This window comes from Tunturiibacter gelidiferens (assembly GCF_051013345.1).
In the GTDB taxonomy this organism is placed as follows: Bacteria; Acidobacteriota; Terriglobia; order Terriglobales; family Acidobacteriaceae; genus Edaphobacter; species Edaphobacter gelidiferens_A.
The window spans coordinates 1,835,839-1,850,078 of the sequence record NZ_CP132939.1; the positions used below are offsets into that span (position 1 = coordinate 1,835,839).

The 14,240-nt window shown below is 59.9% G+C and carries 13 protein-coding genes and 1 pseudogene; 6 read left to right on the forward strand and 8 right to left on the reverse strand.

Annotation, left to right across the window (positions count from 1 at the left end):
• Nucleotides 1-20 precede the first annotated feature (20 nt).
• From RBB80_RS09130 to RBB80_RS09155, 6 genes and pseudogenes are all read left to right on the forward strand, one after another.
• Nucleotides 21-335: pseudogene (locus RBB80_RS09130) on the forward strand (VWA domain-containing protein); the annotation flags it as partial.
• Nucleotides 336-430: 95 nt separating this feature from the next.
• Complete coding sequence (locus tag RBB80_RS09135) at nucleotides 431-823, forward strand: VWA domain-containing protein (protein ID WP_433969587.1); 393 nt, start codon at nucleotides 431-433, stop codon at nucleotides 821-823.
• Nucleotides 824-854: 31 nt separating this feature from the next.
• Nucleotides 855-1,886: a YncE family protein gene (locus tag RBB80_RS09140; RefSeq protein WP_433967904.1), complete on the forward strand. Its 1,032-nt coding sequence runs from the start codon at nucleotides 855-857 to the stop codon at nucleotides 1,884-1,886.
• A gap of 107 nt (nucleotides 1,887-1,993) precedes the next feature.
• Complete coding sequence (locus tag RBB80_RS09145) at nucleotides 1,994-2,578, forward strand: hypothetical protein (RefSeq protein WP_433967905.1); 585 nt, start codon at nucleotides 1,994-1,996, stop codon at nucleotides 2,576-2,578.
• A 199-nt stretch (nucleotides 2,579-2,777) separates the two neighbouring features.
• Entirely contained in the window at nucleotides 2,778-5,477 is a 2,700-nt protein-coding gene (locus tag RBB80_RS09150) for an AMP-binding protein (RefSeq protein WP_433967906.1), read from the forward strand.
• Nucleotides 5,478-5,701: 224 nt separating this feature from the next.
• Nucleotides 5,702-7,267 carry an alpha/beta hydrolase gene (locus RBB80_RS09155; protein WP_433967907.1) on the forward strand — a complete coding sequence of 522 codons (1,566 nt, stop codon included), beginning with the start codon at nucleotides 5,702-5,704 and terminating at the stop codon, nucleotides 7,265-7,267.
• A 61-nt stretch (nucleotides 7,268-7,328) separates the two neighbouring features.
• On the opposite strand, the gene RBB80_RS09160 is transcribed toward RBB80_RS09155, so the two are convergent.
• The 8 genes from RBB80_RS09160 to RBB80_RS09195 form a co-directional block, all read right to left on the reverse strand.
• Entirely contained in the window at nucleotides 7,329-7,739 is a 411-nt protein-coding gene (locus RBB80_RS09160; protein WP_433967908.1) for a YciI family protein, read from the reverse strand.
• 117 nt (nucleotides 7,740-7,856) lie between these two features.
• On the reverse strand, nucleotides 7,857-8,159 hold the full coding sequence (locus RBB80_RS09165; protein ID WP_433967909.1) for a hypothetical protein: 303 nt from the start codon (nucleotides 8,157-8,159) through the stop codon (nucleotides 7,857-7,859).
• On the reverse strand, nucleotides 8,156-8,584 hold the full coding sequence (locus RBB80_RS09170) for a hypothetical protein (protein ID WP_433967910.1): 429 nt from the start codon (nucleotides 8,582-8,584) through the stop codon (nucleotides 8,156-8,158). The genes RBB80_RS09165 and RBB80_RS09170 overlap by 4 nt, the downstream gene beginning before the upstream one ends.
• Before the next feature lie 138 nt (nucleotides 8,585-8,722).
• Nucleotides 8,723-9,307 (reverse strand): YciI family protein, encoded by a 585-nt coding sequence (locus RBB80_RS09175; RefSeq protein ID WP_433967911.1) that lies wholly within the window; start codon nucleotides 9,305-9,307, stop codon nucleotides 8,723-8,725.
• 136 nt (nucleotides 9,308-9,443) lie between these two features.
• Nucleotides 9,444-10,697, reverse strand: coding sequence for an RNA polymerase sigma factor (locus RBB80_RS09180; RefSeq protein WP_433967912.1), 1,254 nt, complete (start codon nucleotides 10,695-10,697; stop codon nucleotides 9,444-9,446).
• A 604-nt stretch (nucleotides 10,698-11,301) separates the two neighbouring features.
• Nucleotides 11,302-12,342, reverse strand: coding sequence for an adenosine deaminase (gene add, locus RBB80_RS09185; protein WP_433967913.1), 1,041 nt, complete (start codon nucleotides 12,340-12,342; stop codon nucleotides 11,302-11,304).
• A gap of 44 nt (nucleotides 12,343-12,386) precedes the next feature.
• Complete coding sequence (locus tag RBB80_RS09190; RefSeq protein WP_433967914.1) at nucleotides 12,387-13,868, reverse strand: amino acid permease; 1,482 nt, start codon at nucleotides 13,866-13,868, stop codon at nucleotides 12,387-12,389.
• Between the two features lie 199 nt (nucleotides 13,869-14,067).
• Nucleotides 14,068-14,223: a hypothetical protein gene (locus tag RBB80_RS09195; protein WP_179636514.1), complete on the reverse strand. Its 156-nt coding sequence runs from the start codon at nucleotides 14,221-14,223 to the stop codon at nucleotides 14,068-14,070.
• Between the last annotated feature and the right edge of the window lie 17 nt (nucleotides 14,224-14,240).

The following is a 14,240-nucleotide window of genomic DNA, read 5'->3' on the forward strand; positions in this document are numbered from 1 at the left end:
TCAATCTCATCTTCACCGTCATCGACAAGCACGGCAAGTTCATCACCGGCCTCAAGCGCGAAAACTTCGGCCTCCTCGACGACGGCCGTCCCCCTCGCCGTCCTCCGCTTCACCCAGCAGACCAATCTCCCCTGCGCGTCGGCATCATGCTCGACACCTCCAGCTCCATCCGTCAGCGCTTCCAGTTCGAGCAGGACTCCGCCATCGAGTTCCTCCTCCAGATCCTCCACCTCAACGACCGCGCCTTCGTCGAGGGCTTCGACATCGAAACCGACGTCGCCCAGGACTTCACCAACAACGTCGACCTCCTGAATCAAGGCATCCGAAAGCTCCGTCCCGGCGGAGGCACCGCCCTCTTCGACGCCCTCTACAAAACCTGCAAAGACCAGATGCTCCCCTTAAGGAGACAGGAGCTGTCCGCCGCGCCCTCATCCTCGTCTCCGACGGTGACGACAACTACTCCCGCGCCCAGGAGTCCGACGCCATCAAGATGTGCCAGCGCGCCGACACCATCGTCTACACCATCAGCACCAACATCAGCCCCAGCAAAGACAAGGGTGACGACGTCCTCAAAGCCATCTCCGACGCCACCGGCGGCCAGGCCTTCTACCCCACCAGGCTCGAAGACGTAGCCATCGGCTTCCACAACATCGAAGAGGAGCTACGCAGTCAGTACCACCTCGTCTACCGCCCCGCCGACCTCCGCATGGACGGCTCCTTCCGCACCATCTACCTCCAGGCCAACGACCCCCGCTTTAAGGTCCGCGCCCAAAAAGGCTACTTCTCCCCCGCCCACCCCAGTAAGGCCGGAGCCCGCAACTAAAAACCGAAGCCTGCGAGGGAGCAGAGAAACAATGAAGAAGTTTTATCTTTCCGCTCTTTCTCTCGCCCTGATCACGCTCTCCCCTCCATCTTCCCAAGCGCAGAACTCCGCTCCTGCACCCACCGCTCCGCTGATCCTCACTGGAGCCATCCCGCTGCTGAACGTCAAAGGCCGCATCGACCACTTTGCGTTTGACTCTGCACACAACCGCCTCTTCGTCTCAGCCCTCGGCAACAACACAGAAGAGATCGTCAGCCTGAGCGCACAGACCGTCACTCACACCATCTCCGGCGTCCCCGCCCCGCAAGGCGTGGTGTACTCGCCCGAGACCAACAAGCTCTTCGTCGGAAGCGACCAGGGCAAGCTCTATATCTACGACGGCTCGACCTTCGCGCTCCTCGCCACTCTAGACTTCGGCGATGACGTCGACAACCTCCGCTACGACCCCGCCGACAAGCGTGTCTACATCGGCTACGGCGACGAAAAAACCGGCGCCATCGCCATGGTCGATGCTACCTCCAACCAGCGTCTCCCCGAAGAGTTCAAGCTCGGTGCCCACCCCGAGTCCTTCCAACTCGCCTCCTCCAGCCCGGAGATCTATGTAAACCTCCCCGACCTCAAGCAGATCGCCGTCATCAATCGTCACACCCAGGCCGTCTCTCGTTGGCCACTGCAGTTTGCCAGCAACTTCCCCATGGCGCTTGACGAAGCCAGCCACAGACTCTTTGTCGTCACCCGCACACCAGCCCGCCTCGCCGTATTCGACACCGTAACCGGCCGCATGGTCGCCGCCCTCCCCGCCGTTCAGGATGCCGACGATCTCTACTTCGACTCCACCCGCAAACGCCTCTACATCCCCGGCGGAGAAGGTTTCATCAGCGTCTTCCAACAGGACGATCCCGACCACTACAAGCTAATCACCAGGCTCCCCACGAGCCTCGGCGCACGCACTGCCGGATACTTCGGCAAAGGCAGAAAAGGCTTCGACCGCCTCTACTTAGCCGTCCCCGCCCGTGCCGACCATGGAGCCGAACTATGGATCTACACCCTGCAAGACGAGTAGAGGATCTGCCCAAATTCCGTCTGCGTCTCCCGCGAACGCCGAATAATACTTGAAATCAGGGAAACTCGGGCCTCCGAACCGTGTCTAATCACCCAGGGGTTTTCACCATGAAACTGCGTCCCGTCCTATTAGCCCTCGCCCTCTCTACCGCTGCTGCCATCGCGCAACCACCCGCCGGCCCGCCGCCCCCACCGCTCGACCTCCAGGGCGCGCTCATGAATCTCGCCGACCAGCCCGCCACTCACACCTCCTTCAGCTTCGACCGCAGCATGATACAGATCGCCCAGAATCTCCTCGAATCGAACGGCCTCGACGCGAACCGTGCTCCCGCTGCGCTCACCGGCATCTCGGTCGACAACTACCGCTATCCCCGCCCGGCCTTCTACACCCCTGAGGCCATGGACGCCATCATCGCCTCCTACAATGCCGCGGGCTGGAAGCATCTCGTCAACGCCAACCAGAACTCCGCCAACACGGCGCAGCCCCACAGCACCGTCACCGATCTCTGGCTGCACTTCGCCGGCCCCGACATCACCGGCGTCACTGTCCTCAACCGCTCTGCCCGCGACATGAGCATCATCCAGATCGCCTGCGAACTCCGCCCCCTCGACCTCATCCATCTCAGCGGCCACTTTGGTATCCCCAAAGTTGACCCCGGCGCCGTCATGGTCCCCGCACCCCCAGGCCGCTAACGGACGGGCGCCCTGCGCGGGCGGCGGTCACTTCGTGACGTGTATACCGGCTTCGCCCGGGGCCTTCCGATGGTCGGCACAAGATCTTTCCTCGCGACCAACGGGAGCGCCAACCGAAGGGGTACACAAGTCACGAAGTGACCCCGGCCCGCGCAGGGCGCACTTGCCGCATAGGTTATCTTGGTCTAGCTGACCACCCATGCCCACCCGCCCCCACCTGGCCGTACTGCTTGACGACTTCCGTCGCTTCGGCCACCAGACAGCCATCGTCCAGTACACCGGCAATCGCCGCAAAGCCACCAGCTACCGAGAAATAGCAACCCTCGCCGGACGCTTCGCCGCACTCCTGACCCAGCGCAACCTCCAGCCAGGTGACCGCCTCATACTCTGGGCGCAGAACAGCGCCGAATGGGTCGCTGCCTTCCACGCCTGCATTCTCCGCGGAGTCATCGCAGTCCCACTCGACGCCTACGGCACACCCGACTTCGCCGCCCGCGTAGCGGCAGACGTGAAGCCAGCGCTCATCACGGGCGACGCCACTCTCCTCCAAACCCTCCCCAACGTCTGGCCAAAACTAACCTTCGAAGACTGGCCCACCACCCTCCCAATCGAGCAAGCCAGCCCCATCCCCACCCTCTCCCACGACACACCCCTCCAGATTCTCTTCACCTCCGGCACCACCGGCGACCCCAAAGGCATCGTCCACACCCACGGCAACATCCTCTCCAGCTTCGAGCCCATCCGTAACGCCGCCCAGCCCTACATGCGCTACGAGCGCATCGTCCATCCCCTCCGCTTCCTCCACACCCTCCCCCTCAGCCACGTCTTCGGCCAGATGATGGGTCTCTGGGTCCCGTCCATCTTCGCCGCCGAAGTCCACTTCGAATCCCGCCTCAGCGCCCCCCGCCTCATCGAAACCATCCGCCGCGAACGCATCTCCGTCCTCGCCGGAGTCCCCCGCGTCCTCGCGCTGCTCAAGACCCACCTCGAAACCGAACACCCAAACCTCCCCGCGCGCATCGCAGCAGCTCAAGGCATCTCCGCACAAAAGCGCTGGTGGCGCTTCCGCGACATCCACTCCCTCTTCGGCTTCAAGTTCTGGGCCTTCGTCACCGGCGGCGGCGCCCTCCCCGCCCCCTCCGAGCAGTTCTGGAACGCCCTTGGCTTCGTCCTCGTGCAGGGCTACGGCATGACCGAGACCTCCGCCCTCATCACCCTCAACCACCCCTTCAAGGTAGCCCGCGGAACCATGGGCAAACCCCTCCCCGGTCGCGAGGTCAAGCTCCAACCCGACGGCGAAGTCCTCGTCCGCGGCCCCATGATCTCCCCCGCCACCTGGTCCGCAGGCGCCCTCCAACCCCGCACCAACGAATGGCTCGCCACCGGCGACCTCGCCGAAGCCCAGCCCACCGGCGAACTCCGCTTCCTCGGCCGCAAAAGCGAGACCATCGTCACCGCCACCGGCGTCAACCTCCACCCCGAAGACCTCGAAGCCGCCTTCGAACCCGAGCCCCAAGTCGCAGCCTGCGCGGTCGTCCCCATCCAAACCCCCACCGGCCCCGAGCCCTGCGCCGTCCTCGCCCTTCGCACCACACCCGACCGCGCCCCCGCCATCCTGCAGAGCGCCAACACCCGCCTCGCCGAGTTCCAGCGCATCCGCCGCTGGGCCATCTGGTCCGAGCCCGATCTCCCCCGCACCTCCACCGGCAAAGTCAAACGCGCCGCCGTAGCCAAGTGGCTGGCCAGCAGGGAAGCCAACAACGGAGGCGCAGCCACATCGACATCCGCACTCCCCTCCACCGACTGGCTCCTCACCCTCATCGCCCAAATCACACGCGAAGCCATCCCCGCCGAGCAGCAAGCCTCAAATCAAGACCTCCGCCTCGCCGAAGACCTGCGCCTCGACAGCCTGGGCCGCGTCCAACTCCAGGACGCCCTCGAGCAGCGCCTGGGCACCGCGCTCCCGCAAGATCAATTCGACAAAGCCGAGACGCTAACCCAGCTACGGCAGCTCCTCACTCACTCCAGCAACCAGGCGTTCGAACCAACCCAGCCACCGCCCGCGAACACCACTCCATCATCCATCACCTCCAGCGCAGCCACGCCTCACAGATCCGAAGCCGCGCAACTCCCCGAACCCAGAACCGCACCGGCCACCACGCACCACCTCTATCCCCAGTGGCCCTGGTCGCTCCCCATTCGCTGGATTCGCGCCGCATTCCTGGAGTGCGTCGCCCAACCCCTGGTCTGGTTTCTAGCCGCACCCCGCGTCTCTCCAACAAACCAGCCGCATCAAGCAACAGCACCCCCTCCAACACAGCCGCAACCAACCCAACCACTCCTGATCATCGCCAACCACGTCACCGCCTACGACCTGCCGCTTCTCCTCTACGCCCTCCCGCGCCCCATCCGTCTCCACACCGCCGTCGCCATGTCCGGCGAGATCCTCGAAGACTTCCGCCACGCCCGCAACCAACAACCAAGCTGGCTAAACCCCCTCGGGCCGCCCACCTGGCTCCTCCTCACCGCACTCCTCAACGTCTTTCCCCTCCCGCGCCTGCGCGACTTCCAACGCAGCTTCGCCCACATCGGCAAAGCGCTCGATCACGGCTTCCACGTAGTTGTCTTCCCCGAAGGAACCCGCTCCCCCGAAGGCACGCTAGCCGCCTTCCGCCCCGGAATCGGCCTGCTCGTAAAACAATCCTCCGCGGCAGTCCTGCCCATGGCGATCCAAGGCTTAGGCGAACTAAAAACCCGCCGCCGCCGCTGGTTTCGCTCTGGCACCCTCCAGATCCGCCTAGGCCAACCAATCCGCTTCTCCCCCGACGAGACCGAAGCTGCCATCACCGCCCGCCTCCATGCCGAAGTAGAAAAGCTCCTCGCAAAAAATCAACCGTAAGGTCGTCGCTCCGCCAAAGAGGACCGGTGCTTTTGCGGTTGTCTGTTCCTTTGGTTGTCATCCCGCAGGGATCTCCGGTTGCTGTTGTCTGTTCCTTTGGTTGTCATCCCCGAAGGGGATCTGCGGTTGTCGAAGGCCGTGACTGGAAGACCATGACTATCCGACAAGGCGGAGATCGTCGCATAATGTCTGGGCGCACTTCGGACCAAGCACAGGAGCTGTGAATGGATCAGACAGCCTTCGAACGGTACGTCCTGAACCTCCTCTTTGTCGCTCTCAAGCCGTTCCTCGGAGACGACTCAGGCTGGGAATATAAACCCGTCGTGTCGCTCTTAAGCGGCTACTCCCTCTCCCGGTTCTACGAGATGGCCGAACCTTTGTTCTCCGAGCTCATCAGCCTCAACAGCCACAGGCCGATGGGAGCCGACAAAGCCCAGCAACAGGCCTCCGAAATCCTCATCATCAACAGGGACAGCCAGACACCGCGATCGTTGGCCGAACGTCTTGCAGGCGTCATCCTCTCCAACTCCCCGCGCCAGCAACAACAACAGCAGCAACAGCAGCAACAACAACAGCAGCAACAACAACAGCAGCAGCAGCAACAACAGCAGCAGCAGCAGGAACAACAACAGCAGTACGACTACTTCACCTTCACAGGACTCCCCACCGATCAGTCCAGTGCAGCCCTCCTGCCGCGAGTGGAAAGTCTGCTTCCTCCGGCACGAGCCGCCGCACCGCCCGCTTGGACGTTAAGGAAGGCGGTCGCCGCACCGCCACCTGCCGCCCCAGTCAAGCTCCCCCACAACTGCACCGCCGTTCAAATCTTCTATGCGACAGACCGCGAACGCAAAGAGGACAAAAAGCTGGGCTTCAGCTTCACCGCAAAACGCTCCTCCGACGAAGACCTCCACTACGGCCAATGCACCGTGAGCATTCCAGCCACCCACAAGCTCGGAGAACTCGAATCTCCCTCCTTCCTGCGATTCGAATTCCGGCCCAACCCCGAAAAACACATTGTGCTGCAGGAGGTCACCACTCTCGAGGAAGATGCGTTCTTCGACAGCATCAAGCAACGGGTCAGCAACTCCCCCGCCGGCGATGCCTTCGTCTTCGTCCATGGATACAACGTCGACTTCGAAACCGCCGCTCGCCGGACAGGCCAGTTCGCCTTCGATCTCGGTTTCATCGGAGCTCCCATCCTCTACAGCTGGCCCTCCAACGGCACCTTCGAGGACTATGCCAGCGATGCCGCAAACGTCGGCTGGACAGCAAGCCATCTCGAGCGGTTCCTGCGCCTGCTTGAGGCTCGCAGCGGCGCAAACAAGATCCACCTCATCGCCCACAGCATGGGCAATCGCGCCGTATGTGACGCTCTCCAGGCGCTAAGCTACGACCACACGGCGCAACCCCATCCCCTGCTGCACCATCTGGTGCTCGCCGCCCCGGATATCGATGCCGAGACCTTCCGTCAACTGGCATCGGCCCTGCGCCTGGTCTCCGATCACATCACTCTCTACGCCTCTTCCAAAGACAAAGCACTCGCGGCCTCCGCCAAGCTGCACAAATATCCAAGAGCGGGAGGCATCCCGGTCCTCGTGCTCCCGAACGTTGAAAGCATCGACGCGTCCGCCGTCGCAAGTGACTTCCTTGCCCACTCCTACTTCGCCGGAACCTACCCGCTTCTCTCCGACATCTACGAGCTCCTCTCCGATGACAAGCCTGCCTCGAAGCGATTCGCTCTCCGCTCCACAACCGGCACCGACGGCGTCTATTACATGTTCAAGGCATAACCGCCGAAACCTCTTTCCTCCAGTATTGGAAGTTGTTCCGGGCCTGTAGTTGCGCCAATCGTCAGCTTGCCCGCGCCGTGTTCTTTCGTCGCCTCTGCTCGCTCTCCTTCATCATCTCGGCCAAATCCGCAATCGGCCGTATCTCAATCGGTCCAAGTCCATACTTAAATCCTGGAAGCTGTGAGACAAGCTGAATGGCATGATTGAGATCTCGCGCCTCAAGGATTTGAAGGCCGCCGAGCTGTTCCTTCGTCTCCGCATAGGGGCCATCGGTCGTCGCCACTTTGCCGTTCTTCCAGTACAGCGTCATTGCGGTCTCGGGAGACTGAAGAGCCACTTCGGTGACAAGATGTCCGCTGGCGCGCAGATGGTCGTTGTGCTCAAAGCATTCGTCGAACACTGCGTTTCGCTCGTCCTCGGTCATCCCTTCAAATTTTCCTGGCTCGATGTATCCCAAACAGATATATTTCATCGATTCCTCCTTGTTTCCTGTGACACAGAGAGCCTGGCTCGTCATTCTGTGATCAGATAGTCGTGCGGGAGACGGAAAATCGACAGCTGCCTTTTTTGCCTCGTGAGGAAATAGGTGCTAACGATGATGCTCGGGAACGGAGCCTTCGCGATCTTCCGTTCCGTCTGACCATCGTTGCGTTGTAATGACGAACTGCGTCAGGTGCTCCAGGGGGTCAGCAACCGCAATGACAGGAGAACCCGGCAGATTGGCTCCCCAGATCGCGGGGTCGGTGTCGGAATAGAAGAACATGAGGTGGGAAGGCCAGTGTGGCGCGCTATCGCCACCGTATCCTTGCTTCGACATCATGTAGCACATCGCCCCTGGCTCCATCGGCGGCAGTTCTTTCTTGGCGAGGGCGGCGACGATGGCCTCGTTCACCTGAGCCAGCGTTCGCCCCCCAAGGCCAGGTCGGTGATTTTCGTGTGGCGTAGAAGGTAGGTACGCGCGGCTGCCGCATTGAGACACATGGGAACCCGCACTTTCGGATTCCAGAAGTCAGCATCCGTTGCGGCTGACCATCCACGCCCCACGATACACACAAAGCCGTTTTTGCCCTGGACCCCTGTTTCGAAACCATGACGTCGGAGAACCAGCACTTCTGCGTCGCGTGAAATGGACCCCGGCGCCGCACTTCGCGCGAGAGCTATTTCCGCACCCTGATCCGCCATGAGGTACTGGTCGATCGGAGCCATCTTCGGATACGGCGTCGTGGCATCCTGTGCCATCGCCTGGTGCGCCATGCTCAGCACAACAAGCAGTGCGAAGCTCTTGATTGCGATTGCGTGAACCTTCTTTTTTCGCATTTTTCCCTCTTGAGAATGGGCTATCCGTGACCGCCGGCTTATTGCGAGCAACGATATCGGCGCAGACTCGGAAAGCAGGCGGAGGCCGTCCTTCAGTGAGCCTCGCCACCAGCTTTCAATCCACGGATGCAAGTGCGTCTATTTGCTGACGGGCTGATTCGGCAGCTCAGCCCGTTTCGCTACTTTGTACTGAATCTCCTCTTTGGACAGGATGGGGGCGAACTCTTCCATCTCAAAGACCTGGCGGATTTCGATTTCGGAGTCGCCGCCTTGGGGGTTAGGGCAACGCTTGACCCACTCGATGGCCTCTTCAAGGGACTTGACCTGCCAGATCCAAAAGCCGGCGATGAGCTCCTTGGCCTCGGTGAAGGGGCCATCGACGACGGTACGAGACTTGCCGGAGAATTTGACGCGTGCGCCTTTGGAGCTGGGATGGAGGCCATCCATGGCGAGCACGACGCCAGCCTTGATGAGCTCTTCGTTGTACTTGCCCATCTCGTGCAGCATCTGCGGATCGGAGAGGGGGCCTTTTTCTCTGCCTCTGGGGTTGATTTGACGATGACCATGAATCGCATTGCGGAATCTCCTTTGGGTTGAGCGATGGTTGGGTGGCTTGCCTTCGGGTTTAGCTATTTGTTGGCTAACCGGTGAACTCAGATTGAGAGCGCTGTTGGATCGCTTCGCATCTGGACGGGTCGTAGTTCTCGGAGTGGTGAATCGCAACCAAATACTGCGGCATGATCTCTCCCTTATCGTGTAACTGTCTTCGAGCGGGCCGTTTGCCCCGTATTCACTACATAGTCGAACGGCCAGACTGGAATTCGACAAAGCGTCCAAAAAATGCTTCTTCTGCGCTTTTTCATTGCAACTGGCGAATCCGCTCCTGCAGGAATTGCCGCTCTGGTTCCTGTTGGGTCAGGGCCAGAGCTTTCTCATAAGAGGACCGAGCCTCTGCCGTTCTGCCGAGCCTGCGGTACATATCAGCACGGGCTGAGTGCGCTAGATAATAATTTGCCAATTCGCCATGCTCCAACACCGCGTCGATATGTGTCAGGCCGACCTCTGGACCATCTCGCATTGCAATGGCCACGGCACGATTCAGCCGTACAACTGGTGAAGGCTGAATTCGTTCCAATCGGTTGTAAAGCGCAACAATCTGCCGCCAGTCGGTTCCAGCGACCGATTCCGCCTCCGCATGAACAGCCGCAATCGCAGCCTGCAGTGTGTAAGAGCCGAAGTGGCGGGACTTCAGGGCTCTCTCCAGCAATGCCACTCCCTCCGCGATCTGTTCCCGATTCCAGAGTGAACGGTCTTGATTCTCCAGCAAAATCAGCTCGCCAGTCGGAGAGGTTCTCGCGGCGCGACGGGATTCCTGTAGCAACATCAGGGAGAGCAGCCCAATGACTTCCGGCTCTGGCCGGAGTTCGGTCAGCAATCGGCCCAGTCGAATCGCCTCGCCGGTTAGCTCGGCCCGCGTTACCTCCACTCCTGCCGCAGCAGAGTAGCCCTCGTTAAAGACGAGATAGATGACCTGAAGCACCGCGTCCATTCGCTCTGGCAACTCCTGCGGCGACGGCACCTCATACCGAATCGGTGCGTCTCGAATCTTTGCCTTTGCGCGCACAATGCGCTGCGCCAGCGTAGGCGGAGTAATGAGGAACGCCTTCGCAATCTCCTCGGTCGCAAGCCCGCACACCTCACGCAAGGTGAGCGCAACGCGCGCTTCCGGCGGTAAAGACGGATGACAGCAGGTAAAGATCAGGCGCAGCCGATCATCCTCAATGATGTCCTCTTCCTTGGACCCTTCCGCCGAACTCCATTGCGCTTCGAGATATCGCACGAGCTCGTCTTGAGACGCATCCAATCGTGCCCGTCGACGAAAAGTATCAATGGCCTTGAATCGAGCCGTCGAAATCAACCATGGTCGCGGGTTATCGGGTACTCCACTCCTCGGCCACAAGCTCAGCGCAGTCGCAAAGGCCTCGTGCATGGCCTCTTCGGCGACATCAAGATCTCCGAGCAGGCGCACCAGCGTAGCAAGAATCCTGCCCGATTCGGATCGGTAAAGCGTCTCTATGGTTTTGCTGAGCTCTTCGGGAACATCCTGCGGCATGCACGTCAAACTAACAAACGAACGTACTCCACACAACTGCGCCCGGCTCGCTGTTTATCCAAAATTCAATAAGAGACCAATGCGCTGATTCAGGGCGGCCTGAGCTGGTGCAACCAGCATAGGGCCTCCAAAGGCCCTTCGCTCCGGCGAAACCCATCGCTCGACCTGCAAATCTCGATGGGCGCATTATCCCCAACGCACTCAGCGAGAATCTCAAATAACACCGGAAGGCCTACACGTCTTGCTGATGCCATCAGGTGCCGGTCGAATCCCTACTGGCCACCGAAGAGACCCCCAGCCTTCGTCGGCGCCAAAAACTTGTCAAGCCCCAAAGTCGCCAAAACCCGCGCCAATCACGCAGATTCGCGTGGCGTATCAGTTAGGGTCAAACCGGTATACTGGAAACAGATCAAAAAACCCCGGACCTCCGGGGCTTTCTATTTTAAGGAAGTGACCACTGAAGAAGGAGACCGCCGACTCGTAACCCGTTTGTTTATAAATATTTGGCGCTAACCCTTTTGGAATAAGAATTTTACAAAAGAGCAATTTCTCTAAGCCGTTTGAAATGAGAATTTTAGCGAATGATACCCCCGGGGACCCCCGGTTAGTACCCGTACTGCTCCACCCGTCGCAGCAGCTCAAGCTTCCGCTCCGGTGGCAGAAAGCTGGCCTCGACCGCATTCGCCGCCAGCTCCCGCATCTGCTCCAGAGAAAACTCGAACTGGTTTTGCACCAGAACGTACTCCTCCAGCAGATTGCTCCCGAACATCGGAGGATCGTCCGAGTTGATTGTCACCATCAGCCCTGATTCGAAGTAGTGCTTCACCGGGTGCTCGTCGAAGCTCTTGCAGCAGCCCGTCCGAATGTTGCTGGTCACATTCAGCTCCAGCGGGATCTGTCTCTCCGCCAGCACCTCCAGCAACTCCGCATCATGCTGCGCCGAAAGGGCATGCCCCACACGCTCTGCCCCGATGTTGATCGCGGCCCAGATGCTCTCCGGCCCGATGGTCTCGCCAGCATGTGCCGTCAGCCGAAGTCCGGCCGTCTTCGCCTCCGCATACGACTCCTTGAAAAGGTCCGCACTCCCCCGAGCCTCGTCCCCGCCGATCCCGATTCCAACGATGCTCGGATACAGCTTCCGCAACTCCGCCGCCTTCCGAAACACCTTCACGGCCTCCTCCGCCCCAAAGTGCCGCACCGCATCGATCAACCAATAGACGGTCGTCCCAAAGTCCTTCTCACCCCGTACCCGCCCACGCTCCATCGCCTCGGCGTACGGTTCCACTTCCTGGTTCTTCCAGAAATAGATAATTCCGAACGAGATATACACCTCGGCATGAACCACCCCCTGCGCCGCCAGGTCCCGAACCATGTTGTAAGTAATCAATTCATAATCGTCCGGCCCCACCAAACGAGCCGAAACCGCCTTGAACGAATCCATGAATCCAAGAAAATTCTCGTAGACATAAAGCTTCTTCGCCGCCTCGCTCGTCAGCGGCTCCGCATCGTGCCGCTTGCTCAACTCCAGCAAAGTATCAAGTTGAATCGTTCCCTCGAGGTGCAGATGAAGCTCAACCTTCGGCAGCTTTCGCAGCCACTCAACTACATCGATCTCAGCGTCTTGTCTCGTCTGTTTGCGCGCCATCTATCTATCCTAGACTTGTTACAAGCCTCGTTGCGCCGGCGTGGCTAAACTTTAGGCGCGTAGAACTCACTCCGCTTGCGGCCATAGAAGAAATAGATCAGCAACCCAAGTCCAAGCCACACGAAGAATCGTAACCAGGTAATAATCGGCAATCCCATCATCAGCAGCACACAGAAGGTCACCGAAAGCATCGGAATCACCGGCCCAAACGGAACCCGAAACCTGCGCTTTCGCTCCGGTTCGCGATACCGCAGAATGACCACCCCAATCGAAACCAGAGCAAACGCGAACAGCGTCCCGATATTCGACAGATCCGTCAATGTCCCGATGTCAAACAACCCAGCAGGAATTCCCACCACGATTCCAGCCACCCAGGTCGCAACCGCAGGCGTCCGGAACTTGGGATGAACCTTCCCGAAGAACGCAGGAAGCAACCGATCCCGCGACATGGCAAACCAGACCCGCGACTGACCCAACTGAAACACCAGGATCGACGAGATCATCCCCATCATCGCGCCCAGCAGAACCGCCAACCTCACCCAGTGCAGATTGTGGCCGCCCGGCTGCAATGACAGCTTCTTCAGCGCATTCACCACCGGAGCAGCATCATCGACCATGCTCTGCCAAGGCACCAGCCCAGTGAGGATCGTTGCTACACCGATGTACAGAATCGTGCACACGACCAGCGTGGCGATGATCCCAATCGGGACGTCCTTCTGGGGATTCCTGCACTCTTCCGCAGCGGTCGATACCGAATCAAACCCAATATAGGTGAAGAAGATGATCGATCCACCCGTCAACACACCTGACCAGCCGTTCGGCGAGTAGGGGTGATAAAGCGCAGGCTTGATGAAGTGCGCGCCAGCGAAGATGAACAGCAGAATCGCGGCGAGCTTCAGCAGCACCATGATGTTGTTGGTTCGCGCTGACTCCCGAATCCCGCGCACCAGCACCACAGTGAGCAGCATAACTACCAGAAACGCTGGCCAATCGAAGCCGAAGTGCCATCCTGGGAGATAGAGATCATGTCCCTGAAGGTCTTGCAATCCACCCGGAAGAAACGCGGGCGAGATCCAGCGCAAAGCGGGATGGAATCCGAACCAGTCAAGCAGATCCACCATGTGGGCTGCGAAGCCAACCGAGACAGCCATGTTACTGCCTGCATACTCCAGGATCAGGTCCCACCCAATGATCCAGGCAACCAGTTCTCCCAGAGTCGCATAAGTATAAGTGTAGGCAGATCCCGCAATCGGAATCATCGAAGCTAACTCCGCGTAGCAAACTCCCGTCAGACCGCAGACGATGGCAACAAGCACCAGGGAGATCGCGAGTGCCGGCCCCGCTCCTGGCCGACCCGCCAGAGCTGAGTGATGAATCATATAGTCCAGCACAGGTGCCCGCAGGATCGAAGTTGTGTCGAACTTCTCGCCCGCAATGGCGGTTCCAACAACGGTAAAGATGCCGGAACCAATCACGGCACCAATACCCAGTGCGGTCAAAGAGAGCGGCCCCAGCGTCTTCTTCAACGCGTGCTCGGGCCGCTCCGATTCAGAGATCAGTTTGTCGATCGACTTGGTTGCAAAGATTTGCCTGGCCAGCGCGCTCGCTCCTGCCTGCGAATGAATTGGTGCGGGGCGTTTCCGACTACACAATGCGAGATCAGAATACTTAATGTCAGGGCGGCCGCGCGGCCACATCGTCCGAACGGCCCCAACAGAAGATCAGTTATCGCTTGCTCTGACCGCGAGCCGCCTTCTTGACCTTTTGCTTGTTCTCGCCACGGGCACCAGTGCGCGGACCCTTTGCTGGTGCGGCTTTGCGTGCTGCGCGCTTTACCTTCTTGCGCTCTTGGGTGTCAGTGATGCTCTTTGTATTTGCCATGTATCTGTGCCAATCTT

What these genes read in the sequence shown, in the direction of transcription:
- RBB80_RS09150 (WP_433967906.1), top strand. Translation starts at nt 2,778, where the DNA reads ATGCCCACCCGCCCCCACCTGGCCGTACTGCTTGACGACTTCCGTCGC.
- RBB80_RS09155 (WP_433967907.1), top strand. Translation starts at nt 5,702, where the DNA reads ATGGATCAGACAGCCTTCGAACGGTACGTCCTGAACCTCCTCTTTGTC.
- RBB80_RS09140 (WP_433967904.1), top strand. Translation starts at nt 855, where the DNA reads ATGAAGAAGTTTTATCTTTCCGCTCTTTCTCTCGCCCTGATCACGCTC.
- RBB80_RS09170 (WP_433967910.1), bottom strand. Translation starts at nt 8,584, where the DNA reads ATGCGAAAAAAGAAGGTTCACGCAATCGCAATCAAGAGCTTCGCACTG.
- RBB80_RS09145 (WP_433967905.1), top strand. Translation starts at nt 1,994, where the DNA reads ATGAAACTGCGTCCCGTCCTATTAGCCCTCGCCCTCTCTACCGCTGCT.
- RBB80_RS09160 (WP_433967908.1), bottom strand. Translation starts at nt 7,739, where the DNA reads ATGAAATATATCTGTTTGGGATACATCGAGCCAGGAAAATTTGAAGGG.
- RBB80_RS09180 (WP_433967912.1), bottom strand. Translation starts at nt 10,697, where the DNA reads ATGCCGCAGGATGTTCCCGAAGAGCTCAGCAAAACCATAGAGACGCTT.
- add (WP_433967913.1), bottom strand. Translation starts at nt 12,342, where the DNA reads ATGGCGCGCAAACAGACGAGACAAGACGCTGAGATCGATGTAGTTGAG.
- RBB80_RS09195 (WP_179636514.1), bottom strand. Translation starts at nt 14,223, where the DNA reads ATGGCAAATACAAAGAGCATCACTGACACCCAAGAGCGCAAGAAGGTA.